The organism is Bradyrhizobium sp. USDA 3262 (assembly GCF_054060035.1).
Map to the genome: position 1 here is coordinate 1,649,615 of NZ_JBSSCT010000001.1, position 26,890 is coordinate 1,676,504.

Annotated in this window: 21 protein-coding genes and 1 pseudogene; 9 read left to right on the top strand and 13 right to left on the bottom strand. The window is 65.2% G+C overall.

From position 1 onward, the window contains the following. Window positions 1-58: 58 nt before the first annotated feature. The gene (locus tag ACVWYP_RS07625; RefSeq protein WP_304498278.1) at window positions 59-1,600 is read right to left on the bottom strand and encodes an acyl-CoA synthetase; all 1,542 of its coding nucleotides are present in this window, start codon (window positions 1,598-1,600) and stop codon (window positions 59-61) included. Window positions 1,601-1,814: 214 nt separating this feature from the next. On the opposite strand from ACVWYP_RS07625, the gene ACVWYP_RS07630 reads away from it, so the two are divergent. The 4 genes from ACVWYP_RS07630 to ACVWYP_RS07645 all read left to right on the top strand — a co-directional run bounded on the left by ACVWYP_RS07630 (window position 1,815) and on the right by ACVWYP_RS07645 (window position 5,969). Beyond that, window positions 1,815-2,951 (top strand): acyl-CoA dehydrogenase family protein, encoded by a 1,137-nt coding sequence (locus ACVWYP_RS07630; protein ID WP_304498279.1) that lies wholly within the window; start codon window positions 1,815-1,817, stop codon window positions 2,949-2,951. A gap of 186 nt (window positions 2,952-3,137) precedes the next feature. Continuing rightward, on the top strand, window positions 3,138-4,307 hold the full coding sequence (locus tag ACVWYP_RS07635; RefSeq protein WP_304498280.1) for an acyl-CoA dehydrogenase family protein: 1,170 nt from the start codon (window positions 3,138-3,140) through the stop codon (window positions 4,305-4,307). After that, entirely contained in the window at window positions 4,307-4,963 is a 657-nt protein-coding gene (locus ACVWYP_RS07640; protein ID WP_304498281.1) for a glutathione S-transferase family protein, read from the top strand. Before ACVWYP_RS07635 ends, ACVWYP_RS07640 begins: the two co-directional genes overlap by 1 nt. Before the next feature lie 175 nt (window positions 4,964-5,138). Further along, entirely contained in the window at window positions 5,139-5,969 is an 831-nt protein-coding gene (locus ACVWYP_RS07645) for a helix-turn-helix domain-containing protein (RefSeq protein ID WP_304498282.1), read from the top strand. 141 nt (window positions 5,970-6,110) lie between these two features. Here ACVWYP_RS07645 and ACVWYP_RS07650 read toward each other — a convergent pair whose 3' ends face one another. Continuing rightward, complete coding sequence (locus tag ACVWYP_RS07650) at window positions 6,111-7,334, bottom strand: ABC transporter substrate-binding protein (RefSeq protein ID WP_304498283.1); 1,224 nt, start codon at window positions 7,332-7,334, stop codon at window positions 6,111-6,113. Between the two features lie 214 nt (window positions 7,335-7,548). Here ACVWYP_RS07650 and ACVWYP_RS07655 point away from each other — a divergent pair, with 214 nt between their 5' ends. The 4 genes from ACVWYP_RS07655 (at window position 7,549) to ACVWYP_RS07670 (ending at window position 13,748) form a co-directional block, all read left to right on the top strand. Beyond that, window positions 7,549-8,415, top strand: coding sequence for a BKACE family enzyme (locus tag ACVWYP_RS07655; protein WP_304498284.1), 867 nt, complete (start codon window positions 7,549-7,551; stop codon window positions 8,413-8,415). 142 nt (window positions 8,416-8,557) lie between these two features. Next, the gene (locus ACVWYP_RS07660; protein WP_304498285.1) at window positions 8,558-10,156 is read left to right on the top strand and encodes an AMP-binding protein; all 1,599 of its coding nucleotides are present in this window, start codon (window positions 8,558-8,560) and stop codon (window positions 10,154-10,156) included. Then, window positions 10,156-11,772: an acyl-CoA carboxylase subunit beta gene (locus tag ACVWYP_RS07665; RefSeq protein WP_304498286.1), complete on the top strand. Its 1,617-nt coding sequence runs from the start codon at window positions 10,156-10,158 to the stop codon at window positions 11,770-11,772. Before ACVWYP_RS07660 ends, ACVWYP_RS07665 begins: the two co-directional genes overlap by 1 nt. Further along, window positions 11,769-13,748: an acetyl/propionyl/methylcrotonyl-CoA carboxylase subunit alpha gene (locus ACVWYP_RS07670; protein ID WP_304498287.1), complete on the top strand. Its 1,980-nt coding sequence runs from the start codon at window positions 11,769-11,771 to the stop codon at window positions 13,746-13,748. Before ACVWYP_RS07665 ends, ACVWYP_RS07670 begins: the two co-directional genes overlap by 4 nt. A 31-nt stretch (window positions 13,749-13,779) precedes the next feature. On the opposite strand, the pseudogene ACVWYP_RS07675 reads toward ACVWYP_RS07670, so the two are convergent. From ACVWYP_RS07675 to ACVWYP_RS07720, 10 genes and pseudogenes are all read right to left on the bottom strand, one after another. Continuing rightward, a pseudogene (locus ACVWYP_RS07675) lies at window positions 13,780-14,720 on the bottom strand (IS110 family transposase). 270 nt (window positions 14,721-14,990) lie between these two features. Then, window positions 14,991-15,986 carry an ABC transporter ATP-binding protein gene (locus ACVWYP_RS07680; protein ID WP_304498288.1) on the bottom strand — a complete coding sequence of 332 codons (996 nt, stop codon included), beginning with the start codon at window positions 15,984-15,986 and terminating at the stop codon, window positions 14,991-14,993. Further along, window positions 15,983-16,996 carry an ABC transporter ATP-binding protein gene (locus ACVWYP_RS07685; protein ID WP_304498289.1) on the bottom strand — a complete coding sequence of 338 codons (1,014 nt, stop codon included), beginning with the start codon at window positions 16,994-16,996 and terminating at the stop codon, window positions 15,983-15,985. The genes ACVWYP_RS07680 and ACVWYP_RS07685 overlap by 4 nt, the downstream gene beginning before the upstream one ends. Then, window positions 16,996-17,889, bottom strand: coding sequence for an ABC transporter permease (locus ACVWYP_RS07690; protein ID WP_028341495.1), 894 nt, complete (start codon window positions 17,887-17,889; stop codon window positions 16,996-16,998). The genes ACVWYP_RS07685 and ACVWYP_RS07690 overlap by 1 nt, the downstream gene beginning before the upstream one ends. A gap of 4 nt (window positions 17,890-17,893) precedes the next feature. After that, a complete protein-coding gene (locus ACVWYP_RS07695; RefSeq protein WP_304498290.1) occupies window positions 17,894-18,841 on the bottom strand; it encodes an ABC transporter permease in 948 nt (315 codons plus the stop codon). Between the two features lie 90 nt (window positions 18,842-18,931). After that, window positions 18,932-20,527 carry an ABC transporter substrate-binding protein gene (locus ACVWYP_RS07700; RefSeq protein ID WP_304498291.1) on the bottom strand — a complete coding sequence of 532 codons (1,596 nt, stop codon included), beginning with the start codon at window positions 20,525-20,527 and terminating at the stop codon, window positions 18,932-18,934. Window positions 20,528-20,963: 436 nt separating this feature from the next. Continuing rightward, a complete protein-coding gene (locus ACVWYP_RS07705) occupies window positions 20,964-21,851 on the bottom strand; it encodes a TauD/TfdA dioxygenase family protein (RefSeq protein WP_304498292.1) in 888 nt (295 codons plus the stop codon). 78 nt (window positions 21,852-21,929) lie between these two features. Further along, window positions 21,930-22,628 (bottom strand): DUF2270 domain-containing protein, encoded by a 699-nt coding sequence (locus ACVWYP_RS07710; protein WP_411783863.1) that lies wholly within the window; start codon window positions 22,626-22,628, stop codon window positions 21,930-21,932. A gap of 113 nt (window positions 22,629-22,741) precedes the next feature. Further along, window positions 22,742-24,292 carry an AMP-binding protein gene (locus ACVWYP_RS07715; protein WP_304498294.1) on the bottom strand — a complete coding sequence of 517 codons (1,551 nt, stop codon included), beginning with the start codon at window positions 24,290-24,292 and terminating at the stop codon, window positions 22,742-22,744. A 91-nt stretch (window positions 24,293-24,383) separates the two neighbouring features. Further along, on the bottom strand, window positions 24,384-25,538 hold the full coding sequence (locus ACVWYP_RS07720) for an iron-containing alcohol dehydrogenase (protein WP_304498295.1): 1,155 nt from the start codon (window positions 25,536-25,538) through the stop codon (window positions 24,384-24,386). A gap of 502 nt (window positions 25,539-26,040) precedes the next feature. Here ACVWYP_RS07720 and ACVWYP_RS07725 point away from each other — a divergent pair. Further along, on the top strand, window positions 26,041-26,343 hold the full coding sequence (locus ACVWYP_RS07725) for a DUF6916 family protein (RefSeq protein ID WP_245288904.1): 303 nt from the start codon (window positions 26,041-26,043) through the stop codon (window positions 26,341-26,343). Here ACVWYP_RS07725 and ACVWYP_RS07730 read toward each other — a convergent pair. After that, complete coding sequence (locus ACVWYP_RS07730; RefSeq protein ID WP_035633357.1) at window positions 26,325-26,885, bottom strand: GNAT family N-acetyltransferase; 561 nt, start codon at window positions 26,883-26,885, stop codon at window positions 26,325-26,327. The genes ACVWYP_RS07725 and ACVWYP_RS07730 overlap by 19 nt on opposite strands. Window positions 26,886-26,890: the final 5 nt, after the last annotated feature.

Sequence of the window (26,890 nt, forward strand, 5' to 3'; positions counted from 1 at the left end):
ACGGCAACGGGGTAATCCTTGTCGCGGCGAATTCCGGAGCGCGCGGCGCGCGTCTGGCTCACGCCGCGGTATCGGTTGGCTTCGGCCGGCTGAATTGTTGCCGAAGCGTCGGCTTATGAATCTTGCCCGTCGCGTTCCGCGGCAGGACCTCGATGAATTCGATCAGGCGCGGGCACTTGAACCGCGCCAGATTGGCCTGGCAATGCGCGTGGACCTCGGCCGGGGTCAGCGAATGGCTTGGCTTTACGGCAATGATCGCCATGCCGACTTCGCCCCATTGCTCGTCGGGGATGCCGATGACAGCGGCCTCGGCGACGGCGGCCAATTGATGCAGCACGCTCTCGACCTCGGCCGGATAGACGTTCTCGCCGCCCGAGATGTACATGTCCTTCCAGCGGTCGACGATGTAGTAGAAGCCCTCCTCGTCGATCCGCGTGGCGTCGCCGGTGTGCAGCCAGCCGTCGGTGAAGGAGGAGGCATTGGCGTCCGGCCTGTTCCAGTAGCCCGGCGTGATGTTCGGACCCTTGACCCAGAGTTCGCCGAGCTCGCCGACCGCGGCGTCGCTGCCGTCGGGCCGCACGATGCGGACCTCGGTGTGCAGCACCGGCTTGCCGGAGGAGCCGGCCTTGCGCGCGGCATCCTCGCGGTCGAGCACCATCACCGCCGGCGAGGTCTCGGTCATGCCGTAGCCCTGCTGCAGCGCCACGCCGCGCGCCTCCCAGGTCTTGAGCAACGGCACCGGCATCGGCGCGCCGCCGACGCCGCCGATGACGAGGCGGCTGAAATCCGCTGATGCGAAGGCAGGATGCTGCGCCATGAACTGGTAGATCGCGGGCACGCCGAAGAATACGTTGATGCCTTGCGCCGGGTCGCCGATCAGCTTCAGTGCCTCGCCGGGATCGAAGGCGCGCATGATCAGCACGGTGCCGCCGGCATGCAGCACGGGGTTGGTGTAGCAATTCAGCCCGCCGGTGTGGAACAGCGGCAGCACCGTCAGCAGCACCGAGGCCGGCGAGATGTAGGCGGGGCCGCCGAGATTGACGCAATTCCAGAACGTCATCCCATGCGTGATGATCGCGCCCTTGGGCTGGCCCGTCGTCCCCGAGGTGTACATGATGGTCGAGATGTCATCGAGCATGACCTCCTCGAACCGCTCGAGCGGCGCGGCTGCCGCAATGCCGGTCTCATAGGCCCCGCCCGGGCCCAGCCTCACGGTCGCAGCGACATTGCAGAGCTTTGCTACCGCAAGCGCGGTCTCGGCGAGGTCGTCGTCGTGGATCATCACCTTCGGCGCGGCGTCACCGGTGATGTAGCGCAGCTCGGGAACGGTGAGGCGCGTGTTGAGCGGCAGGAAGATCGCGCCGATCCGGAAGCAGGCGAACTGCACCTCCAGCGTATCAGTCGTGTTCAGCGCCAGCACCGCGACGCGGTCGCCGTGGGCGACCTTCAGCCCGTCGCGCAGCCAGGCGGCGAGCCGCGACACGCGGGCGTCGAGCTCCGCATAGCTGAAGCGGCGATCGCTCGCGAGATCGACAAGCGCCATCTTGTCCGGCGTGCGCCGGCGATGATGCGCGATCCAGTCGTAATAACGAACCGGCAAATTTCCCTCCTCCGGAACGGCAGTCTTGCGCCGCCTGTTCCTGGCTCAATTGATGCCATGAAATAGCAGTGGAGGCGGCGTATTAGGATACTGTCTTGCGTTTAGTGGCTGGCAAATCGCCGGACCGGACGCCGGCACCGATGACAGCCACTCGACGCAAGTGAACCGGGAGAAATCCGGACATCGTCGGAGCGAAGAATCAACGGAGCACGCGATGGCAAACCCGTTCTACACCGGCGAGCATGAGGCCTTTCGCGAGGTGATGCGGCGCTTTGTTGCCAGGGAAATCGAGCCTTATGCCCATCAATGGGACGAAGACGGCGAGTTTCCGCGCGAGCTCTATGCCAAGGCATCCGCGATCGGGCTGCTCGGCCTTGGCTTCCCGGAAGAATATGGCGGCATCGCCGCCGACCAGTTCATGAAGATCGTGGCCTCGCAGGAGCTGGCGCGGGCCGGCGCCGGCGGCGTCTCCTCGAGCCTGATGAGCCACACCATCGGCTCGCCGCCGATCGCGCGCGCCGCGCGGCCCGAGGTCAAGGCACGGGTGCTGCCGGAGGTGCTCGCCGGCAAGAAGATCTCCGCGCTCGCGATCACCGAGCCGAGCGGCGGCTCCGACGTCGCGAACCTGCGCACCAAGGCGCGGCGCGACGGCGATCATTACGTCGTCTCCGGCGAGAAGACCTTCATCACCTCGGGCATGCGGGCCGACTATCTGACGGTCGCGGTGCGCACCGGCGGCGAGGGCCCCGGCGGCGTCAGCCTGCTGCTGATCGAAGGCAGCACGCCGGGCCTGTCCCGCACCAAGCTGAAGAAGATGGGCTGGTGGGCGTCGGATACCGCGACACTTCATTTCGACGAATGCCGGGTGCCGGTCGAGAACCTGATCGGCGAGGAAGGCCAGGGCTTCAAGATCATCATGCAGAACTTCAACAGCGAGCGCATGGGCATGGCGGCGAGCTGCACCGCCTATGCGCGCGTCTGCCTCGACGAGGCGGTCGCCTATGCCAAGGAGCGCAAGACGTTCGGCAAGCCGATCGCCCAGCACCAGGTGATCAGGCACAAGATCGTCGACATGGCGCAGAAGGTCGCGGCCTCGCAGGCGATGCTGGAGATGCTGGCGTGGCGGCTCGGCCAGGGCGAAAGCCCGGTCGCCGAGATCTGCATGATGAAGAACCAGGCGACGCAGACCATGGCGCATTGCGCCTCCGAGGCGGTGCAGATCTTCGGCGGCGCCGGCTTCATGCGCGGCATCAAGGTCGAGCGCATCTACCGCGAGGTCAAGGTCAACGCGATCGGCGGCGGCACCGAGGAGATCATGAAAGATCTCGCGAGCCGGCAGATGGGATTGTGAACGCGCTGGATAGGGCTGCGAGCGAGGAAACACCCTCCCCCTGAAAGGGGGAGGGCAGGGTGGGGGTCAAGCCGCGCGTTCGACTGCCGGTGTGACCCCCACCCGGCCCGCTCGGCGTTGCCGAGCGTGCCGACCTCCTCCTTTCAGGGGGAGCTGAGGAAAGAGACGAGGAAACGCGAGATCAACATGCTCTTCACCGCCGACCACGACGAACCGCGCCGCGCTCTACAAAAGTTCATCGCGGCCGAGATCAACCCTCATGTCGACGAATGGGAAAAGGCCGATATCTTCCCGGCGCATGAGCTGTTCAAGAAGCTCGGCAATCTCGGCTTCCTCGGCCTCAACAAGCCGGTCGAGTTCGGCGGCCAGGGGCTGGACTATTCCTACGCGCTGATGATGGCCGAGGAGTTAGGGGCCATCACCTGCGGCGGCGTGCCGATGGCGATCGGGGTGCAGACCGACATGGCGACGCCGGCGCTGGCGCGGTTCGGCTCCGACGAGGTGCGGCGCGAATTCCTGGTGCCGGCGATCGCCGGCGATCAGGTCGCGTGCATCGGCGTCTCCGAGCCCGGTGCCGGCTCCGACGTCGCCTCGATCAAGACCAGTGCGCGCTCCGATGGCGATGATTACGTCATCAACGGCGGCAAGATGTGGATCACCAACGGCACCCAGGCCGACTGGATCTGCCTGCTCGCCAACACCAGCGACGGTCAGGTCCACCGCAACAAGTCGCTGATCTGCGTCCCGATGAAGACCAAGGGGGCGCAGGTCGCGCGCAAGCTCGACAAGCTCGGCATGCGCTCCTCCGACACTGCACAGATCTTCTTCGACAATGTCCGGGTGCCGAAGCGCAACCGGATCGGCGAGGAGGGCCAGGGCTTCACCTACCAGATGATCCAGTTCCAGGAGGAACGGCTGTGGGGCGCGGCAGCCTGCCTGAAGGCGCATGAATTCATCATCAACGAGACCATCGACTACACTCGCCACCGCAAGGCGTTCGGCGGCTCGATCCTCGACAACCAGGTGGTGCACTTCAAGCTCGCGGAGATGCAGACCGAGGTCGAGCTGCTGCGCTCGCTGATCTATCGTGCCGGTGAGGCGCTGGTGGCAGGCGAGGACGTGACCCGGCTCGCGACCATGGCCAAATTGAAGGCCGGCCGGCTCGGCCGCGAGCTCACCGATGCCTGCCTGCAATATTGGGGCGGCATGGGTTTCACCAACGAGACGCCGGTCAGCCGCGCCTATCGCGACAGCCGCCTGACCTCGATCGGCGGCGGCGCCGACGAGGTGATGCTCATGGTATTGTGCAAGATGATGGGCACGCTGCCTGGCCTGAAGCAAAAGGGAAACGCCTGATGATCACGCTCTATCACTGCGACGCCGCGCGCTCGTTCCGTCCCCTGTGGATGCTGGAGGAGCTTGGGCTGCCCTATGAGCTGAAGATGCTGCCGTTCCCGCCGCGGGTGTTCGCCAAGGAATATCTCGGCATCAATCCGCTCGGCACCATCCCGTTCATGATCGATGGCGAGACCAGGATGACGGAGTCCTCCGGCATCTGCCATTATCTCGGCACCAAATACGGCCCGACGCCGCTGATTGTCGGCGTCGATGAGCCGGCCTATGGCGCGTTTCTGAACTGGATGTATTTTTCCGACGCGACGCTGACCTTTCCGCAGACGCTGGTGCTCCGCTACAGCCAGCTCGAGCCGGAGGAGCGGCGCAACCCGCAGGTCTCGGGTGATTATGCAAAATGGTTCCTGGGCCGCCTGCGTGCAGTGGAAGCTGCTGCCGCGAAGTCGGAATTCCTCTGCGCGGAACGCTTCACGGCGGCCGACATTACGAACGGTTATGCGCTGCGGCTTGCCAGCAATATCGGCCTCGCCAAGGATTTCGGGCCGAATGTCGCGGCCTATTGGGCGCGGCTGCAGCAGCGCGAAGGTTACCAGCGCGCGGTGGCGGCGGAGCAAAAAGCCGGGCAGGAACAGAACGTTGCGCCGCGGGCGCGGCCGTAACTTCTCCGTCATTCCGGGACGATGCGGCAGCATCGAACCCGGAATCTCGAGATTCCGGGTTCGCATTTTCGATGCGCCCCGGAATGACGACATTTCACATCGGTGACAGCTCGCGAATTTGCGTTATGGTAGCTCCGCCGCAGCAGCCCAAAGAGCCGCGCGAGGAGGAACCGCCATGGACGCGATCGTGGACGCGAAGTGCCAGAGCTCCAGTCAGCAATCCGGTCACCGGATGCTGATTACGCCGGAACGGGTGTTCTATGCCGGGCTGCTCGGCCGCCCGCGCGAGCGCTGTCCCGGCGCATTCCATGTCTATGTCGCGATCCGCGACGGGCTGCATCTGTCGACCAGCGAAGGCCGCGAGTCGCATGGCGAGCTCGCGGTGACGATGCCGAACCTGCGCCACACCATCACCAGCGAATATCGCTCGGCGATCTGCGTCGCGATCGAGCCGGAAAGCGTGCCCGACGGCACGCTTGAGGCGGTCGCCCGCCGTTTGCAAGGACCGGACTCTCATCTGTTCGCCAATCGCATTCGCAACGCTTATGCGACGCTTGCCGAGATGCAGCATCGCGATGCGATCGCGAATGCCGAGTTCGACACCATGTGCTTCGGCGACGCGCTGCCGCAGCGCGTGCTCGATCCGCGTGTCGTGCGCGCGATCGTCCGCATCGGGCAGTTCTCCGGCGAGCCGGTGACCGCGGCAGGCTGCGCTGGCGAGGCCGGGCTATCGCCCTCGCGCTTCCTGCATCTGTTCAAGGAGGAGACCGGGATCTCGTTCCGCTCCTTCCGCGCCTGGAAGCGCGCGCGGCATCTGCTGCACTTCGCCAACCAGGACATCAACCTCGCGCATCTCGCGCAGGATATCGGCTATCCCGACTCGACGCATTTCAGCCACTCGATCCGCCGCTTCTATGGTTTGAAGCCGCGCGCGATCTTCTCCGGCTCGCGGGATCTTGCGATCTATCGCACCGGACAGGCCGCGAGCGAGCGCGCGTTGACGTAGACTGTCGTCCCGGCGAAAGCCGGGACCCATAACCACCGATCTCAGTACTTTAGACGGCTGTGGCTCCAGAGGACTCTATAACCTCCATTCGTGGTTATGGGTCCCGGGTCGCGCTTCGCTTGCCCGGGACGACGCCTGGGGTCACAAATTCGCGCCCTGGATCACCTCGCCGAACCGCAGCCAGCCGGGGCCTTCGATCCGTTGCAGCTGAAGCTGCTGCAGTGGGTGATGATTGGTCGGGCTGGTGTTGACGCGGATGCCGGGCAACAGCGTCGGGACCTCAACGTCCTTCAAATTGTTGGCCTGCGCCATGATGCTGTCGCGGCTGAAATTGCCCTTGCACTGCTCGAGCACGATCTTCAGCACCTGCGCTACCGTGTAGGCGTAGAGGTTGTAGCCCTCCTTCGGATTGCCGTCGGGGAAGTATTTCTCCATGAAGGCGAGGAAGTTCTTTACGCCGGGATCATTGGCCCAGGCCGGATCGGCGACGTCCTTGACATAGGCCGACGAGATCGTGCCCTGCGACTTGTCGAGGCCGACAGGCGCAATGGTCGATGAGATCGAGGCGGCGCCGCTGGCGATGAAATGCATCGGCTTCCAGCCGAGCTCATAGATCTTGCGGATCGACTGCGCGCAGAACTTTGCCGTGGTGCCCGAGATCAGCACATCGGGATTAGCGCCCCGCAGCGCCACGATCTGGGAATCGATCGTGGGATCGGTGACCTCGTGCGAGGCCACCACGGCTGCGGTCGCGAACCGCTCGCCGAGCACGTCCTTGGCTCCGGCGACAAAATCCTTGCCGAGGTCGTCGTTCTGGTAGAGCACCGCGAATTTCGCGTTCTTGTTCTGGCTCAACGCGTATTTGACGAACACCTGCGCCTCGGTCCGCGCACTCGGCGCAAAGCCCATGGTCCAGGGATAGGTCTTGTAGTCACCCCATTTGTCGCCGTTCACCGACAGGAACAGGTGCGGCACCTTGGCGGCGTTGATGTATTTGACGACCGACGAGTTCGGCGCGGTGCCGAGCATGTTGAACAGGAAGGCGACATTGTCGCTTTCGATCAGGCGGCGCACCTGCTCGACCGTCTTCGCCGGATTGAACGCGTCGTCGTAGTAGATGTATTTGATCTGCCGGCCGGCGATGCCGCCCTGTTCGTTCAGCATCTTGAAATAGGCTTCCTGGCAGCGCGCCTGCACGCCGAGCGCGGATACCGGGCCGCTGAGCGAAGTGGTGCTGCCGATCCTGATCTCGGTCGCGGTGACGCCGGGCGTGTCATCGGCCAGCGAAGGCCAGAGGCCTGCCATAGCGGCAAATCCCGCGCCTGCCGCGCCCGTCAGCCATGTGCGCCGGTTGATCGAGACCATGACGTTCTCCCCGTGATGCCGGCTTGTTGCGCCGCTTCTGCTTGGCGGCAAGGTTAGGCGTGATGCGGGCGTCGCGTCTTGTGTTAACCGGCTGGCGACGGATTGCGTCGTGAGCGCATCCACTTAGCCAGTCAACGCAAGATGACGCGACGACAAAGTTCTCATCATGGGGCGATCAGCAGCGCATGTGCGCCGCAAAGCGGACAAGAGACCCATGAGCGACAAGGCCGTCATCACCTGCGCGCTGAACGGCGTGCTTACCGACCCGAAGCAGCACAACGTTCCGGTGACGCCGGAAGAGATGGCGCGCGAGGCCAAGGCCGCGTTCAACGCCGGCGCCAGCATCATGCACATCCACCTGCGCCAGCAGGAGCCGAACAAGGGCCATCTGCCGTCCTGGGAAGTCGGCGTCAGCAAGGAGATCCAGCAGGCGATCCGCGAGGCTTGTCCCGGCGTGATCATCAACCACACCACCGGCACCTCGGGCCCGAACTACCAGGGCGCGCTCGATTGCGTGCGCGAGACGCGGCCCGAGATCGCCGCCTGCAATGCCGGCTCGCTGAATTATCTCAAGGTGAAGGCCGACAACACCTGGGCCTGGCCGCCCATGATGTTCGATAACGCCGTCGAGAAGGTGCAGGACTATCTCGACGTGATGAAGGCGGCCGGCACCATCCCCGAATTCGAGTGCTTCGACGTCGGTATCGTGCGCTGCGTCGGGATGTACCGGCAGACCGGGATGTATTCCGGTCCGCTCGAATACAATTTCGTCATGGGCGTCGCCTCGGGCATGCCGGCCGATCCGGAGCTGTTGCCGATCCTGTTGAAGCTGAAGGCGCCGGAGGCGCATTGGCAGGTCACTGCGATCGGCCGCGCCGAGATCTGGCCGCTGCATCAGCGCGCCGCCGACCTCGGCGGCCATCTGCGCAGCGGGCTCGAGGATACGTTCTATCTCGGCGACGGCACCAAGGTGACGTCGAACGGGCAGCTCGTCGAAGGCCTCGCCGCCTGCGCGCGACGTGCCGGCCGCGAGATCGCGAGCCCGGCGGAAGCGCGGCAGATTTTCGGGGTCAGGCACTAGGGCCACGCCAGCCGTCATTGCGAGCGCAGCGAAGCAATCCATCCTGCCGTTTGGAAAGTATGGATTGCTTCGTCGCTTCAGCGCAAAATTGCTTTGCAATTTTGTCGCGGGCTCCTCGCAATGACGAGGCAGGAGGACATACATGCACAATCTCGCAGCAACCGGCGGTGTCACCGGGCCGGGCCGCATCGGGCGGGTCGCGATCGGCGATCTGTTGAAGCGCGCCGCGCGGCGATTTCCGGATCGCATCGCGCTGACGGACGGCAACAGGCAGGTCACCTTCACCGAACTCGAGCGCGACGCCAATCGCTTCGCCAATCATCTGGTGCAGCGCGGGCTGAAGCCGGGCGAAAAGATCTCGACCGTCTGCAACAACTCGGTCGAATTCGTCAAAGCGTTGTTCGGCATTCACCGCGCCGGCCTGGTCTGGGTGCCCATCAACACCATGCTCGGGCCGTCGGATATGGACTACATCCTCGGCCATGCCGAGGTGCGTTTCGCCGTCATCGACGACGCCCTTCATGCCCAGGCCGACCGCCGCGCCGCACTGGAAGCGCGCGGCATGGAGATGATCGCAATCGACCTGACCGGCAATGCCGGCAAGACCGGATTGCAGGAGTTCAACGGTCTGCTGGAGGGACAGCCCGAGATCGAGCCTGACATCGAGATCAACGACCGCGACCTCGCGATGATCATCTATACGTCAGGCACGACCTCGCGGCCGAAGGGCGCGATGCATTGTCACCTCGCCGTTGTCATGGCCGTGATGAGCAACTGCATCGAGATGCAGCTTTCTCGCGATGACGGGATCACCGGACAGTTTCCGCTGTTCCACTGCGCCGGCCACGTGCTGCTGCTCAGCTATCTCTCGGTCGGCGGCCGCATGGCGCTGATGCGCGGTTTCGATCCGGTTGCCTGCATGGAGGCGATCGTTCGCGATAAGCTCACCGTGTTCGTCGGCCTGTCCTTGATGTACCAGGCGATCCTCGACCATCCGCGCCGGCGCGACTACGACCTGTCGGGCCTGCGCTGCTGCATCTACACCATGGCGCCGATGAGCAAGCCGCTGCTCGAGCGCGCTATGGCCGATCTCTGTCCGAACTTCGTGCTGTCCAGCGGCCAGACCGAGATGTATCCGGCGACGACGATGTCCCGCCCGGAGGTTCAGCTCGACCGCTTCGGCAATTACTGGGGCGAATCGCTGATCGTCAACGAGACCGCGATCATGGACGACAATGGCAACCTGCTGCCGCGCGGCGAGATCGGCGAGCTGGTGCATCGCGGGCCCAACGTGATGATGGGCTACTACAAGGACCCAAAATCGACCGAGGAGGCGCGCAAGTTCGGCTGGCACCATACCGGCGATCTTGCCTTGATCGACGGCAATGGCGAGGTGCTGTTCCTCGACCGCAAGAAGGATATGATCAAGTCGGGCGGCGAGAACGTTGCCTCCGTCAAGATCGAGGAGACGTTGCTGGCGCACCCCGCCGTGCAGAATGCCGCCGTGGTCGGCCTGCCGCATCCGCAATGGGGTGAGGCGGTCTCCGCCTTCGTCAAGCTGAAGCCCGGCGCGGTGGCCGACGAGGCCGGCATCGAGGCGCATTGCAGAAAGCACCTCGGCGGCTTCCAGGTGCCGAAGCTGGTGCGTATCCTCGAGGAGATGCCGATGACCGCGACCGGCAAGCTGCGCAAGGTCGAGCTGCGGCAGCAATACAGTGGGCATTTTGTGGAGCGCGCCTAGTGGCCATCATCGAGAACACGATTTCCACCGGCAGCGCCGCCTTCCAGGGCAATCGCGACGGCATGCTGGCGCTGATCGCCCGGATGCGCGCGCTGGAGGAGCGGACGCGCGCGGCCTCCGCCGCGGCCAAGGACCGCTTCCACAAGCGCGGCCAGCTGTTGCCGCGCGAACGCGTCGCGCTGGTGCTCGATCCCGGTTCACCCTTCCTCGAACTGTCGACGCTCGCCGGCTACATGTTCGACGTAGCGGATGCGGACAAGAGCGTGCCCGGCGGCGGACTGGTCGCGGGCATCGGCTTCGTCTCCGGCATCCGCTGTATGGTCAGCGCCAATGATGCCGGCATCGACGCGGGTGCATTGCAGCCTTACGGCCTCGACAAGACGCTGCGGGTGCAGGAACTCGCGCTGGAGAACAAGCTGCCCTATGTGCAGCTGGTCGAAAGCGCCGGCGCCAACCTGCTGCGCTACCGCGTCGAGGACTTCGTCCGTGGCGGCAACATCTTCCGCAACCTGGCGCGGCTGTCGGCGGCGGGGCTTCCTGTCGTCACCGTCACCCACGGCTCCTCGACCGCGGGCGGCGCCTACCAGACCGGCCTGTCCGACTACATCGTGATGGTGCGCGGCCGCACCCGCGCCTTCCTCGCCGGTCCGCCTCTGCTCAAGGCCGCCACCGGCGAGATCGCGACCGAGGAGGAGCTCGGCGGCGCCGAGATGCATACCTCGATTTCGGGCCTTGGCGATTATCTCGCCGAGGACGACCGCGACGCACTGCGCATCGCGCGCGACATCATGGCCAAGCTGCCTTGGGACCGTCCGGACCGCGAACCGGCTGCGTTCAAGCCGCCGCGCTATGACGCCGAGGAATTGCTCGGCATCATGCCGATGGACCACAAGCGCCCCGTCGACATGCGCCAGGCGATCGCGCGCTTCATCGACGATTCCGACTTCACCGAGTTCGGCGCCAATTACGGCCCGGCGACGGTCTGCGGCCATGCCCGCATCCAGGGCCAAGCGATCGGCATCATCACCAACAATGGCCCGCTCGATGTGCCCGGCGCCAACAAGGCGACGCATTTCATCCAGGCCTGCTGCCAATCGCGTACGCCGATCCTCTACATGAACAACACCACCGGCTACATGGTGGGCCGGGCCTATGAAGAGGCCGGCATGATCAAGCACGGCTCGAAGATGATCCAGGCGGTGACCTCGGCGACGGTGCCGCAGATCACGCTGTATTGCGGCGCCTCGTTCGGCGCCGGCAATTACGGCATGTGCGGTCGCGGTTTCCACCCGCGCTTCTGCTTCTCCTGGCCCAACGCCAAGACCGCGGTGATGGGCGGCGAGCAGGCCGCCGAAACAATGGCGATCGTCACTGAAGCCGCCGCCGCGCGGCGCGGCAAGCCGATCGAGAAGGAGAAGCTGGACGCGATGAAGGCGCAGATCACCGGCGTGTTCGACAGCCAGATGGACGTATTCTCGACCAGCGCCCGCGTGCTCGACGACGGCGTGATCGATCCGCGCGATACGCGGACGGTGCTGTCAGAGGTGCTTTCGATCTGCCGCGAAGCCGAGGCCCGCAGCCCACAGCGCATGCAGTTCTCGGTGGCGCGGCCATGAGCGGGGCAATCGTGAAGCGGACGCCGTTCTTCAAGATCCTGATCGCCAACCGCGGCGAGATCGCGCTGCGCATCATGCGATCGGCACGGCGGCTCGGCCATGGCGTCGTCGCGGTCTATTCGGACGCCGACCGCGATGCGCTGCACGTGCGCGAGGCCGACCAGGCGGTGCGGATCGGCGAGGCGCTGCCGGCGCAATCCTATCTGAAGATCGACGCGATCATCGCCGCCGCCAAGGCGAGCGGCGCCGGCGCGGTGCATCCCGGCTATGGTTTCCTCGCCGAGAACGAGGATTTTGCGCAGGCCTGCCGCGATGCGGGTCTGGTGTTCATCGGTCCGTCGCCGGAGGCGATCCTTGCGATGGGCAACAAGGCCGGCGCCAAGGAGATCATGCAGCGGACCGGCGTACCCTGCGTGCCCGGCTATCAGGGCGCCGACCAGAGCGATGCCGTGATGCTGGCGGAAGCGGGGACGATCGGCTTTCCGGTGATGATCAAGGCGGTCGCCGGCGGCGGCGGCCGCGGCATGCGGCTGGTCACCGATGCGGCGGCATTTCCCGACGCGCTGCGCAGCGCGCGATCGGAGGCGCAGGGCGCGTTCGGCGATCCAACCGTCATTCTGGAGCGCGCGATCGTCAATCCCCGCCACATCGAGATCCAGGTGTTCGGCGACCGCCACGGCAACGCCATCCATCTCGGCGAGCGCGATTGCTCGGTGCAGCGGCGGCACCAGAAACTGGTCGAGGAGGCGCCGTCGCCGGCGGTGACGCCGGAGCTGCGCGCGCGGATGGGCGCGGTCGCGGTGCAGGCGGTCAAGGCGATCGGCTACGAGGGTGCGGGCACGCTGGAATTTTTGCTCGATCGCGCCGGAAATTTCTACTTCATGGAGATGAACACGCGGCTGCAGGTCGAGCATCCCGTCACCGAGGCGATCACCGGGCTCGACCTAGTCGAATTGCAGCTGCGCGTCGCCAGCGGCGCGCCGCTCGGCTTGACCCAGGAGGACGTCAAGTTCTCCGGCCATGCCATCGAGGTCCGGCTCTGTTCGGAGGATGCCGCGCACGATTTCATGCCGCAATCCGGCACGATGGCGCGGTGGCAGATGCCAGATGGTATCCGCGTCGAGCATGCGCTGCAGTCCGGCTCGGAGATTCCGCCGTTCTATGATTCGATGATTGCCAAGGTCATCAGCCACGGCGCGACCCGCGATGAAGCGCGCGGCAAGCTGATCTGTGCCCTCGAGCAGGTCACGGCCTTCGGCGTCACCACCAATCAGGGCTTCCTGATCGACTGCCTGCGCCATCCGGTCTTTGCCAGGGGCGAGGCGACCACGGCCTTCATCGGCGACAACCGCGATGCGCTGCTCGCGGTCCGGCCCGATCGCGGCAGCGATGTCGCGCTTGCGGCGCTGCTGCTCTACGTCACCAATCCGCACGGCCCGCCATGGCAGCGCGGCCGGTCGCTTGCAGCGACATTCCCGCTCGGCCTGCGGATCGATCTCGGCCACGGCGTGCAGGAGATCGAGATCGTTCGCGAACGCGACGGCAGCTACCTCGCGACCCGCAACGGCGATCGCTTCAGCTTCGTGATCGACGAGCTCAGTCAGGACAGCATCCGCTTCCACCACGACGGGGTGATGGAGCAGGCCAGATTCCTGCGCGATGGCGATCGGCTCTATATCCTGCACTGTGGCGTCACGCTGTCGGCGCGCGACCTCACGCTGGCGCCGCCGGAAAGCGCGACGGCGGCCGGAGGCGACGGCAAGGTCCGCGCCGCCATGAACGGCCGGGTCGTCGCGGTGCTGGTGAAGCCGGGCGACAAGGTCGCGGCCGGCCAGCCGGTGATGACGCTGGAGGCGATGAAGATGGAGCACGTCCACACCGCCGGCGTCGCGGGCACGGTGTTGTCGATCGATGTCGCCGAGGGGGAGCAGGTGACGACGGGGAAGATCGTGGTGGAGATCGAGGCGGCGGCATAAAGACTGTCGTCCCGGCGAAGGCCGGCAACTGTTATGTTGGTTTGGTCTGCAGGTACGGCTTTCGGTCTCGCATCATGGCATTGAGGACCGTGAGCAGCTTCCTGGCGACGGCGATGAGGGCGAGCTTGGCTGGTTTTCCGGCCTGTCGCAGCCGTGCATAGAAGGCCTTGAACGGATCAGCTCTGCGAACTGCGTTGAGGGCCGCCATATAAAGGGCGTCACGAACGCGCTTTCGGCCGCCCGCAATCTTGCGCTTGCCGCGGAAGGCGCCGCTGTCGACGTTGAAGGGAGCAAGGCCAGCGAGCGCTGCGAGTTGTTTCGGTCCGACCCGCCCGAGTTCCGGCATCTGCGCGATGAGCTGCATGCAGGCCACGGGACCCACGCCGGGCAGCGAACGCATTAACTTCGCATCGTCCGCGATCTCCGCTTCGGCTTTAATCAATGCGCTGATGTCGGCCTCGATCTCGGCGATCTCGCTGTCGAGGACCTCGATGAGGCGGCCGATGCGTTCGGCCATGGCGCGATCGTCGGCCTCGCTGCGCCGGTTCTTCTCCTGGGCGCGCATGAGGACCAGCTGATCCCGCCGTTTTGCAAGCCTCGCCAAGGCGCCCCGTGCAGGATCGGCGACCTGCTCGGGGGCGGGCTGCATGGCCCGCGCAAAGGCCGCCAGCATCCGCGCATCGATCGGATCGGTCTTGGCGAGTAGGCCGCTGGCCCGTGCAAAGTCGCGGGCACGGGCCGGGTTGATCCTGCGAACTGGATCCCGGCCTGACGCAGCGCCTCGCGAAGCGCGAGGTCATAGATACCCGTCGCCTCGAAGACGACCAGCGCATCGCATTGCCAACGCGCCACCTGCTGTGTGATGGCCTGTGGCGCGTTGGCAATGCGCCTCGGCACGCCGTCAGCCTCATCAAAGATATCGAGGTGGTTTTTGGAGATGTCGATTCCGACGTAACGAAGAGCTATGATCACGGTGCCTGTCCCTGTGATGCGAGGTCTGTTGGCGCAGCCTCGTGCAACTGTTCAGGTTGATAGATGGAACGGGCGGGAGACCGAGCCGGCTCACGGCGTCAAGCGCCAAGGACCCAACGGCTTCCCGCCCACCCACATCCTGACAGACTTCCAAGACACAGGGACCCATAACCACCGCTGTATGTTGTTGGAGCAAGCTGTGGCCCCAGTTTGGCAAATCAACGGGCATTCGCGGTAATGGGTCCCGGCCTTCGCCGGGACGACACTGATTTATGAGGCCGCTTGCCCCGTGCCGTCATTCAGCCAGCAGGCGACCTGATGCGCCGGGCCGGCCGCCTGCAGCACCGGGCGTTCGGTCTTGCAGCGATCCATCGCGTAGCGGCAGCGGGTGTGGAAGGCGCAGCCTGAAGGTGGATTGATCGGGCTCGGGACATCGCCGTCAATCAGGGGGGCGGTGCGTTTCGCCTTCGGATCTGCGATCGGCACCGAGGCGAGCAGGGCCTGGGTGTAGGGGTGGCGCGGATTGGCGAACAACTCGTGCTTGTCGGCGATCTCGACAATTCGGCCGAGATACATCACGGCGACGCGGTGGCTGATATGGGCCACGACCGCCAGATCGTGCGCGATGAACAGATAGGAGAAGTTCTGCTGGCGCTGCAGGTCGATCAGCAGATTGATCACCTGGGCCTGGATCGAGACATCGAGCGCGGAGACCGGCTCGTCGCAGACGATCAGCCGCGGCCCGAGCGACAGCGCACGCGCGATGCAGATGCGCTGGCGCTGGCCGCCGGAGAACTGGTGCGGGAAATTCTTCATCTGGTCGGGCCGTAGGCCGACCTGCTGGAACAGTTCCGCGACACGCTCCTGCTTCTTCGCGCCGGTCGCGAGGCCATGCACGGTGAGGGGCTCGCCGACGATGTCGCCGGCCGTCATGCGCGGGTTGAGCGAGGCGAACGGATCCTGGAACACGATCTGCATCGAGCGCCGGTACGGCCGCAGCGCCGTCTTGCTGAGCGGCGCGATGTCCTCGCCATCGAGCTTGATGGCGCCGCTGGTCGGCTCGACCAGCCGCAGCACGGTGCGCGCCACCGTCGACTTGCCGCAGCCGGATTCGCCGACCAGCCCGAGCGTCTCGCCGGCGCCTAGCGCGAAGCTGACGCCGTCGACCGCATGCACGGTGCCGACCTGCCGGCGCAGCACACCGCCGCGCACCGCGTAGTGCTTGACGAGGTCGGTCACCTCGAGGAGCGGGCGCTGTTCGGTCATGACGCCTCCGCCATCTCGCCGGCGCGCCAGCACGCGGCCCAGTGATTGCTCTTGACCTCGTCGAGCGGCGGATATTCCTGCCGGCAGCGGTCGACTGCCAGCTTGCAGCGCGGCGCGAAGGCGCAGCCAGGCGGCAGCTTGGTCAGCGACGGCACCATGCCGGGGATTTCGGTCAGCCGCGCATCGGTCTTCGCGCCGAGCGCGATCACCGCCGGCATCGAGGCCATCAGTCCGCGCGTGTAGGGGTGCAGCGGCGTCTCGAACAAAGCTTCGACCGTCGCCTCCTCGACCTTCTTGCCGGCGTACATCACGATCACGCGCTGCGCGGTTTGCGCGACGACGCCGAGGTCGTGGGTGATCAGGATCAGCCCGGTGCCGAGCCGCTTTTGCAGATCGACGATCAGTGCCAGGATCTGCGCCTGGATGGTGACGTCGAGAGCCGTGGTCGGTTCGTCCGCGATCAGGAGCGCCGGCCGGCACGCCAGCGCCATCGCGATCATGGCGCGCTGGCGCATGCCGCCGGACAGCTGATGCGGATATTCCTGCGCGCGACGCTCCGGTTCCGGGATGCGCACCAGCCGCAGCATGTCGACGGCCTGCTTCCAGGCCTCCTTGCTGCTGACCTTCTGGTGCAACCGCACCGCCTCGATGATCTGGTCGCCGATCCGCATCACCGGATTGAGCGAAGTCATCGGCTCCTGGAAGATCATCGAGATGCGGTTGCCCCTGATGTCGCGCATCGCGGCATCGTCGAGCTTCAGCAGATCAGTGCCCTCGAGTGTCACCGAGCCGCCGACGATGCGGCCGGGCGGATCGGGCACCAGCCGCATGATCGACAGCGCGCTGACGCTCTTGCCGCAGCCGGACTCGCCGACGATCGCGAGCGTCTCGCCGCGACGGACCGAGAACGAGACGTCGTCGACCGCGCGGAACAGGCCGGAGTTGGTGAAGAACACCGTCTGCAGGTTCTTCACATCGAGAATCGTATCGAGCGTCTTGGCCTCGCTCATCAGCCGCGCTGCCTCGGATCGAGAATGTCGCGCAACGCGTCGCCGAACAGATTGGTGCCGAACACCGCAAGGCTGATCGCAATGCCGGGGAAGATCACCAGCCATGGCGCGGTGCGGACATATTCGGCGGCGGATTCGGACAGCATGCGACCCCAGGACGGATAAGGCTCGGGGATGCCGAGGCCAAGGAACGACAGCGACGCTTCGGTCAGGATGGTCGAGCCGAGCTGCGCGGTGGCGAGCACGATCAGTGGCGCGATGGTGTTGGGCAGCACGTGGCGCAGCGCGATCCGCGTCTCGCTCATGCCGATCGATTTGGCGGCCTCCACGAACGGCTGCTCGCGCAGCGCCAGCGTGTTGGCGCGGATCACGCGCGCGACCGTCGGGATCAGGGGAATTGCGATCGCCAGGATCACGTTCGGCAGCGATGGGCCGAGCGCCGCGGTCATGACGAGTGCGAGCACCAAGAGCGGCAGCGATTGCAGGATGTCGGTCACCCGCTGGAACACGAGGTCGACCCAGCCGGAGAGATAGCCGGAGGCGAGGCCGACGATCACGCCGAGCGTGGCGCCGAGCGTCGTCGAGCCGATGCCGACCGCAAGCGAGATCCGCGCGCCATGGATGATGCGGCTCCAGACGTCGCGGCCGAAGGAGTCCGTGCCGAACCAGTGCAGCGCGGACGGCGCCGCCAGCCGATGCGCGGAATCTACGCTGAGCGGATCGTAGCGGCTGATGACGTTCGCGAAGATCGCGGTCAGCACGAACAGCAGCATGATGACGAGGCCGACCGTGCCGAGCACGTGGCGTTGCGCGAGGAATGCAAACCGTCCCCAGCCACCGGTGGCGTTGGCCCCGGCACGTCGCAATTCGCTGTCGAAATTGATCGTTGCCAAGCGCTCAGTCTCCAAACCGGATACGCGGGTCGATTGCCGCATAGAGCATGTCGACGATGAAGTTGACCACCACCACGACGACGGCGATGAACATCACGAGGTTCTGCACGATCGGGTAGTCACGCCAGCGCAGCGCCTCGACCAGGAAGCGGGCGATGCCGGGGATGTTGAACACGGTCTCGGTGACAATCAGGCCGCCGATCAGGAACGCGGCCTCGATGCCGATCACGGTGATGACCGGCAGCACCGCGTTCTTCAGCGCGTGGTGATAGTTCACGGAGGCCTCGGAGGCGCCCTTGGCACGCGCGGTGCGGATATAATCCTGGCGCAGGATCTCCAGCATCGAGGAGCGGGTGATGCGCATGGTGAGCGCGGCGCTGCGGAAGCCGACCGCCATCGCCGGCACCGCATAGATGGTCAGCGCCTCGAGCCAGGTCTTCGGGTTCGGATTGAAGATCGGCATGGTGCCGAACAGCGAGACCGAGGCCATCAGGATCAAGAGGCCGAGCCAGAATGACGGCAGCGACAGGCCGCTGAGGCTGACCACGCGGAGCGCATAATCGAGCCTTGAGCCCTGGTGGACGGCGCTGATGACACCGAGCGGAATGCCGATCGAGGCGGAGAACAATAGCGCCAGTCCGGCAAGCCGCGCGGTGATCGGAATCCGCGGCAGGATTTCCTCCAGCGCCGGCTTTTCCGAGACGTAGGAATAGCCGAGATCGCCGCGCAGCAGGCCGCCGATCCAGTGCAGATACTGGATCACGATCGGCTGGCTCAACCCGAGCTCGCGCTCGAGGTTGGCCTTGTCGGCGGGGTCGACGAAGCCCGCGGCGTCGAACAGGATGTCGACGATGTTGCCGGGAACGACGCGCAGCAGCGCGAAGATGATGACCGAGATCCCGAACAGGGTCACGAGCATCAGGAACAGCCGCCGCACGATATAGGCAAACACCCTGGCTCTCTCCCTGATCCCGCCTGTGTCTTGTCTTCCGACGCGTTTTGTTTACGCGAACCGGTATCCACTTCGTTCGAAACGCTATTTCTATTTATCCAGCCAAACGTCTTCGTAACGATAGCCGTTATAGGAGCTGTTGGACATGATCGTGACATTCTTCACGTAAGGCTGCCAGCAGGTGCCGGTGCGGGCATGGAAGATGATCGGACGCGCGACGTCTTCCTGCAGCTTCTTGTCGATCTCCCAGACCAGCTTCTTGCGCTTGTCGGTATTGGTTTCTTCCGACTGCTGGTCGAACAGCTTCTCGATCTCCTTGTTGCAATAATTGGTGTAGTTCCGCTCCGAGCCGCAGGCATAGTTCTCGTAGAAGGACTGGTCGGGCTCGTCGACGGCATTGCCGGTGAGGTTGAGGCCGAGCGAATAGTCCTTGCGGGCGATCTTCGGGAACCATTGCGCGGTGTCGACGACGTCGAGCTCGGCGTCGATGTAGATGCTCTTGATCTGGTCGATCAAAATGATCGCGGGATCGCGATAGACCGCGATGTTGCGTGTCGAGACCTTGATCTGCAGGTGCTTGTCCGGGCCGTAGCCCGCCTTCTGCATCAGCTTGCGGGCTTCCTCGCGGTTCTTCTCGATGTCGGGACCGTAGCCGGGGATCTGCTCCAGCATGTCCTTCGGCATCGCCCACAGCCCGTCCGGTGCCGGCTCCATGGTACCGCCGATGTCACCCTGGCCCTCGAACATGATCTGGATGAACGCCTTGCGGTCGAGCGCCAGCGCCAGCGCGCGGCGGATGTCGAGATTGTCGAACGGCGGCGCGGTCGAATTGATGATGATGTTGGTGGAGACGTTGTTCGGTTCCACCACGCAGACCGCATTGGGCGCCTGCGACTTGACGTCCTTGAGCAGCGGGATCGAGACCTCGGTCGGGAACGTCATGTCGAACTTGCCGGAGACGAAGCCGAGGATCGCGGTCGAGCGGTTCGGGATGATGGTGAACTCGATACCGTCAAGATAAGGCAGGCCCTTCTTAAAGTAGTCGGGGTTCTTGGTGAGCTTGATCGACTCGTTGGCCTTGAACTCGACGAACTTGAACGGGCCGGTGCCGACCGGCTTGGTGCGCATCTCGGCCGGCGACACATGGCAGGGATAGACCGGCGAATAGCCCGAGGCGAGCAGCGACAGCAGGGCGGGCTGCGGCCGCTTCAGCTTGAACGACGCCTGATAGTCGCCGTTGGTCGTGACCTCTTCGACTTGCTCGTACCAGGACTTGCGCGGGTTCTGCCGGAACTTCTGCTGCGACTTGCCCATCAGCATGTCGAAGGTGCATTTGACGTCGGCTGCGGTGAACGGCTTGCCGTCGTGCCATTTCACGTCCTTGCGCAACTTGAAGGTCAACGTCTTGTTGTCGCCGCTCCAGGCCCAGCTCTCCGCAAGCTCGGGCCGGATCGTGCTGGCGCTGTTCTGGGCGATGTGCTGGTCGAAGATGACGAGATTGTTGAAGATCGGCATGAACGGAACGTTCAGCGAATAGGTCGCGCCCTCGTGGATCGAGGCGCTGCCCGGACTGTCGCGGTGATAGATCCTGAAGATGCCGCCCGGTTTCGGCTCGGCTGCGCGTGAAACGTCGCCGATGATCAGCACAGACAACACCGCGACGGCCAGCGCTTGCACGCTCCGCATGGTCCCCTCCCACATTTCGGTCTCAATGGCCGATTGGCATCGACGATACCACGGTGAGGCTGTCGGGCAACCAGCGAGGATCGCGCGGGGATTGGCAATTCGGATGACCCCACAACATTAAAATTTCCACGGATCGGGAATAATGGCTGTGATTGCGGGGAACTCGGGTTGTTTTGCTATCCAGCGGCGAAACTCCCTTCGAATTAAGTTGCGGGCGCCGATGCGTATGGCGTGAAGCAGGCCGCAATCAGCGACAGTTTGTCGCCGACGTAAGCCGCGCACTGCACGCGCTCTCCGTCATCCTGAGGAGCGCGAAGCGCGTCTCGAAGGATCGACGGCCCAGCTGGTGGCCGTGCATCCTTCGAGGCTCGCCCAGCGGCGCAATTGCGCCGCAAGGCTCGCACCTCAGGATGACGGGGAAACATTCGCATTCGCCTCACTCCGCCGCCTGCGGCGAGGGCAGGTGCATGTTGGCGACGCCATCGGCCTCGGTCGCCGAGATCGTGGTGCGAATCATCAGGCGGCCCTCATGCGCCGGCCAGGGGCGGCCGCGATGCATGGTGGCGCGGTTGTCCCACATCACGACGTCGCCCTGCTTCCATTGGTGCAGATAGCTGACGCCGGGCGCGGTCGCGGCTTCGGTCAATTGCTCGATCAGCGCCTCGCCGGCCTCGGCATCCATGCCCTCGACGCCATAGGCATGGGAGGCGAGATACAGCGCGCCACGGCCGTTGACGGGATTGCGCCAGACCATGCGCCAGCACACCGGCGGCAGCGCGTCGACTTCATCCGACGTCGCAAGGCCGGTGGCCACCTTGCTGCGCGAATGCGCGTAGGAGTGCCAGGCGAACGCGTTCTCCAGCCGCTTCGCCGTGTCCTTGTCGAGCCGTTCGAAGGCAAGCCGCATCGAGACGAATTCGGTCTCGCCGCCATGTTCGGGAATGATGCGCGCCGACAGGATCGAGGTCAGCGCCGGCACGCGCTTGAAGGAGGAATCGGTGTGCCAGAGCTGGTTGGCCCTGGCGCGCAGCTGCTGCCGGTGATCGGATGGAACCACCTTGCCGTCGGGCCCGAAGGTCGAGAGGATCACGAAATGCGAGCCGGTGCCCATTGAGCCGACCTTGGTCACCTCGGGCGGACCGAACCGGCGCGAGAAGGCGAACTGGGTGTCGTCGCTGACCTCCTGGCCGCGGAACACCAGCACCGAATGTTCCTCGAACGCCGCGCGCACCGCCGCATAGGCGGCATCGCTGGCGGCAACGTCCGCCAACGTGACGCCGCGCAGCTCGGCACCGAATCCCGGACGCAGTGGGATCACTTCCATCGCAAGTCCTCCCTTTTCTTTGTTGTTGAGGCGAGGTTAGGGGAAAAGCCGGCGATCGGCAACGCGGCCCGCGGCGCCTCAGCCCATTGCGATCAGATTGTGCCGCGTGCGCCGGTCCGCGACCTCGATGCGATGTGTGACGAAGGCGAACAGCGCCCAGCTGGAATGGAAGGCGACACCGGCCAGAATCACGATGGTTCCGGGAATCGGACCGATCGAAGCGCGGTCCAAGATCGCGCTCATCGTGGTCAGCGGCAGCGGGTGGATCGCCAGCTTGCCGTAATAGGCGATGGCCTGGATCGCGAAGATCCAGCCATAAGTCCGTCGCAGGCGCCGGCCGATCGCTCTGACATAGCTGATGTGATAGCTGGGGCGGCGGTAGTCGTTGGCGAGCAGTTCGGTCCAGGCTGCGTTCGGTGTGGGGCCCTCGCCGCGGATCATCGGTGCGTAGAAATCGGTTTCGAGCAACCGCGCCCGGGCGCGCCAGACGTTGAAATAGCGATAGCGCCGCGCCTCGAATAGCAGGAATACGGTCACCAGCAGTCCGACCAGGACCATCGGCAAGGGCGAGGCTTCCGCACTGCTGTAGGTCGCCGACAGCGCGATCCCGGTCGTGACCACCGCCCAGTTGGTCGAGCTGTCGAGACGGGTGCGCCAGACCGTGCTGCGATAGACCTCGCCACGATAGAGATGGGCGAGTGCACCGATCTCGGCGGCAGTGAATTCGAGCCTTCCGGCCTGCACCGGCTCCGGCTCGCGCGGCTGGGGCGATGGCATGGCGGCCTCCGGCGAAGCTGGCTTGCGATCCCGGAGCATAGCGCGAAATCCGCGCGACCGGCGAGTCCGTTGCGTCCGCCGGCTTGGATTGGCAGCATCAGTCCGGATGCCGCTCACACGATCCGCGAGGTCTTGTTGCCCCAATAGCGGTCACGCAACAGGCGCTTGTAGAGCTTGCCGGTCGGCAGCCGCGGCAGCTCAGCCTCGAAATCCACCGAGCGCGGCACTTTCTGGCGCGACAGCGCGCTGGCGCAGAACGCGATCAGTTCCTCGGCAAGCTCCGGCCCCGGCGCGATGCCGTCGACCGGCTGCACCACCGCCTTCACCTCCTCGCCGAGATCGACATTGGGCACGCCGAACACCGCGGCGTCGGCGACCTTGGGATGGGTGATCAGGAGGTTCTCGCATTCCTGCGGATAGATGTTCACGCCGCCGGAGATGATCATGAAGGTGGCGCGGTCGGTGAGATAAAGGAAGTTGTCGTCGTCGACATAGCCGACGTCGCCGACCGTGCTCATGCTGCCGTCGGCCGAGCGCGCCTCGCTGGTCTTGGCGGGGTCGTTGAAATATTCGAATGGTGTGGCGGTCCTGAACCACACGGTGCCCGGCGTTCCCTTGGAGCAGGGCTGCATGTTCTCGTCGAGGATATGCAGATCGCCGAGCAGGACCTTGCCGACGGTGCCACGATGCGCGAGCCACTCCTGGCTGTTGCAGGCGGTGAAGCCGAGGCCCTCGGTCGCGCCGTAATATTCGTGGATGATCGGTCCCCACCATTTGATCATGTCGTCCTTGACCAGCGCAGGGCAAGGCGCGGCGGCATGGATCGCGATCTCGAGGGTCGACAGATCGTAGCGGGTGCGAACCTCCTCGGGCAGCTTCAGAAGGCGTGAGAACATGGTCGGCACCAGCTGGCTGTGGGTGATGCCCCATCTTTGCACCAGCTCGAGATAGCGCTCGGGATCAAAACTCTCCATGATGACGACCGTGCCGCCCATCCGGATGGTGAGATTGACCGCGGCTTGCGGCGCCGAGTGGTAGAGCGGCGCCGGCGAGAGGTAGACCATGCCCTCGCGGTAGTGCCAGAGCTTCGTCAGGAAATCGAACAGCGGCAGGTTCTGCGACGGCGGCTGCTCCGGCAGCGGCCGCACGATGCCTTTGGGCCGGCCGGTCGTGCCGGAGGAATACAGCATCGCGGTGCCGGCATATTCGTCCGCGATCGGCGTTGACGGCAGGTCCGCGGTGGCCTGTTGCAGCCCGACAACGCGATCGCTCTCGCTTTCGCCGTCGACCACGATGCAGAGTTCGACCTGCGGACACTCCTTCAGCGCCTCGCGCGCGATGTCGAGCTTCAGCCTCGAGGTGATCAGGATCCGCGACTGGCTGTTGGTCAGGATGTAGGCGAGCTCGCCCGCGGTGAGGTAGGAGTTGACGCAGGTGAAGTAGAGCCCGGCGCGCTCGCCGGCGCCGCAGGCCTCGAGGTAGCGGTTGTTGTTCTCCATGAAGATCGAATAATGGTCGAGCCGCCGCAGCCCCTGTTTGCGGAACAGATGCGCGAGCCGGTTGGAGCGTGCCTCGAGCTCACGATAGGTGACGGTCTCGCCGGTCCCGGCCATGATGAAGGCGGGTTGCAGCGGGCGCAGGTAAGCATGCTTGCCGGTGTACATCGAACGTCACATCCCCCTTTATCGTGATCTAGATTCTTGTTTTGACGCGTTTTCTTCACGCGAACCGGTACCCACTTCGCTCGAAAACGCTCTATGCAGCCATCTCCAGAATCTCGCGAACTTGGGATGGATCGTCGATCTTGCGCGGATTGCGCGGCACCCAGGGCGTTCGCATCGCTTGCGTTGCGATGCGGTCGAAATGCTCGGGGCCGACGCGCACCTCTTGCAGGCTGCGCGGCATGCCGAGGTCGCGGATGAAGCGGTCGAGCACGTCGCCGGCGTCCGCGCCCGCATGCCCCATTGCGGCCGCGACCAGCGCCTGCCGGTCGGCATTGTCGCGCTTGTTCCAGCGCATCACCGCGGGCAGCATCACGCACGAGGTGTAGCCGTGCGGCACGTCGAACTCGGCGCCGAGCACGTAGCCGATGCCGTGGCTCGCACCCATCGGCACGCCCGAGGCGAGCGGGCCGGTGGAGAGCCAGGTGCCGATCTGGCAATCCATTCGCGCCGAAATATCCTTCGGGTTGGCTTTCACCCGCGGCAGGCCGGCCGCCAGCATCTCGAGCCCCTTCAGCGCCTGCGCGTCGCCGTAAGGATGCGCCTCGCGCGAGCAGATGCCTTCGACGCAATGATCGACGGCGCGGATGCCGGTCGACAGGAACAGCCATTCCGGCGTGTGCACCGACAGTTCCGGATCGAGGATGGTGGCGCGCGGCATCACCAGCGGATGGCGCAGCATCTCCTTCTGCCGCTTGGCCTCGTTGGTGACGCCGGCGATCGACGAGAACTCGCCGCCGGCGATGGTGGTCGGCACGCTGATCTGGCGCACGGTCGGCGGATTCATCGCGGGCGAGACGCCGCCATGGGTGCGGATCGTCTCGATGCCGTCGGACGTCGTGACGTTGTTGGCGAGGCAAAGCTGCACCGCCTTGGCGCCGTCGGTGATCGAGCCGCCGCCGATCGTGACGATCAAATCCGCTTTCGCGCCGCGCGCCTGCTCCGCCGCCGCGATCACCGCGGCGCGGGGCGTATGCGCCGGCATCTTGTCGAACGTGCCGACGCAGCGGCGCCCAAGCGCCGCGCGGACCTTCTCGATCTCGTAGGTCTCGCGGTTCAGCGTGCCCGACACCATCAGAAAGGCGCGCTCGGCGCCCAGCCGGTCCAGCTGCTCGACGATGGCCTCACGCGCGGGCCGCCCGAACACGACCTCGTCCATGGCGCCGAATACGACACGGCCTCGATGCACGCGCCTGTCCTCCCTCAACACGGTCCGCCTTGCTGGCGGTCCTTTGCGGCGAGGTTAGCGGAGGAAGGCGGGGCAGTCATCAGGGTCCTGCCGGTGGTTTGATACGGTCGCGCCGCCCATTCCGCTGTCGTCCCTGCGAAAGCAGGGACCCATAACCACAGGGTTGCGTTGTTGAAGTGAGCTGTGGCCCGAGCGCTGGCTAAACAATTGGCATCGGTGGTTATGGGTCCCGGGTCGCGCGGAGCCCGTCATCGGGCGGCGCTTCGCGCCGACCCGTTGGCTTGCCCGGGACGACATCGAATATGTGGCGCTCGCGTGAGTCATACATCCGCATCCTCGCGGCGCGCTGCATCCGAGTCTTGCGTTTACTTGCCTCCCCCTGGAAGCAGAGGGCGCCCCGGAATGACGGTGAAAGCTTCAGGTCGAAATCGGATGACCGGCAGAAATCTTGACGGCAACATCGCGGCGTGTGTTACACCTCGAAAGCAACAGGGACGTGCGCATGACATCCACCGTCGATCTCGCCAAACTGCACATTGACGACTTCACGCCGCATCAGGATGCTGAGTTCGAGATGCAGGCGGCGGATCGCGCGGTGGCGCTGAAGCTCGCCAAGGTCGAGCCCGCGGGCAACAGCGGCCGGCCGGGCGGTGCGTTCTCGCTGTTGTTCACGGGCCCGAAGGGCGCGTGGCTGCCGCAGGCGATCTATCCGGTGCGGCATCCGGCGCGGGGCGTGATGGAGATCTTCCTGGTGCCGATCGGCCCGCTCGGAGATGGCAATGGCTATCAGGCGGTCTTCACCTGACGGTCGGAAGCTCCTGCCGCCCGCCACCGCATCAGGTCGTAAACGCCCTTGTCTTCCTCGGTGATGAAGCCGAGCCGCCGGTAGAGCCGCATCGCCGGATTGAGCTTCTCGACATGGATCGAGACGTCCTTGCCGGCGGCCGCCCCCTCGTCGATCGCGTCGCGCAGCAGCGCCGCGCCATAACCCTTGCCGCGATGCGCCGGCATGAAGGCGATGTCGATGATGCGGTGCTGGCTCGGCCAGCGCTCGATGTAGAACCGGCCGATGTCCTCACCACCCTGCGCGATCACCAGCCAGTCGGCGTTCGGATAGTATTTCTGGTAATGCGCGTGCTGGGCACGGAATTGCTGATCGAGAAAGGCGGCCTTGTCCGCCTCGCTCCAGGGCACCGGCGCCAGCTCCTCGGCGCGGGTCGAGGCATAGAGCTGGCCGAGGAACGGCAGATCCGGCTCCGCCAGGCGGCGAAAGCGGCAGCCGGAAGCGGCCGCGCGCGTCCAGCCGAACGCTGGTGCGGGCGTGGTGCCTGGCGCGTCGAGACCCAAGACGA

Coding starts and splice junctions, on each gene's coding strand:
- ACVWYP_RS07630 (WP_304498279.1), top strand. CDS start 1,815: ATGGCAAACCCGTTCTACACCGGCGAGCATGAGGCCTTTCGCGAGGTG.
- ACVWYP_RS07635 (WP_304498280.1), top strand. CDS start 3,138: ATGCTCTTCACCGCCGACCACGACGAACCGCGCCGCGCTCTACAAAAG.
- ACVWYP_RS07640 (WP_304498281.1), top strand. CDS start 4,307: ATGATCACGCTCTATCACTGCGACGCCGCGCGCTCGTTCCGTCCCCTG.
- ACVWYP_RS07645 (WP_304498282.1), top strand. CDS start 5,139: ATGGACGCGATCGTGGACGCGAAGTGCCAGAGCTCCAGTCAGCAATCC.
- ACVWYP_RS07650 (WP_304498283.1), bottom strand. CDS start 7,334: ATGGTCTCGATCAACCGGCGCACATGGCTGACGGGCGCGGCAGGCGCG.
- ACVWYP_RS07655 (WP_304498284.1), top strand. CDS start 7,549: ATGAGCGACAAGGCCGTCATCACCTGCGCGCTGAACGGCGTGCTTACC.
- ACVWYP_RS07660 (WP_304498285.1), top strand. CDS start 8,558: ATGCACAATCTCGCAGCAACCGGCGGTGTCACCGGGCCGGGCCGCATC.
- ACVWYP_RS07670 (WP_304498287.1), top strand. CDS start 11,769: ATGAGCGGGGCAATCGTGAAGCGGACGCCGTTCTTCAAGATCCTGATC.
- ACVWYP_RS07680 (WP_304498288.1), bottom strand. CDS start 15,986: ATGACCGAACAGCGCCCGCTCCTCGAGGTGACCGACCTCGTCAAGCAC.
- ACVWYP_RS07685 (WP_304498289.1), bottom strand. CDS start 16,996: ATGAGCGAGGCCAAGACGCTCGATACGATTCTCGATGTGAAGAACCTG.
- ACVWYP_RS07700 (WP_304498291.1), bottom strand. CDS start 20,527: ATGCGGAGCGTGCAAGCGCTGGCCGTCGCGGTGTTGTCTGTGCTGATC.
- ACVWYP_RS07705 (WP_304498292.1), bottom strand. CDS start 21,851: ATGGAAGTGATCCCACTGCGTCCGGGATTCGGTGCCGAGCTGCGCGGC.
- ACVWYP_RS07710 (WP_411783863.1), bottom strand. CDS start 22,628: ATGCCATCGCCCCAGCCGCGCGAGCCGGAGCCGGTGCAGGCCGGAAGG.
- ACVWYP_RS07715 (WP_304498294.1), bottom strand. CDS start 24,292: ATGTACACCGGCAAGCATGCTTACCTGCGCCCGCTGCAACCCGCCTTC.
- ACVWYP_RS07725 (WP_245288904.1), top strand. CDS start 26,041: ATGACATCCACCGTCGATCTCGCCAAACTGCACATTGACGACTTCACG.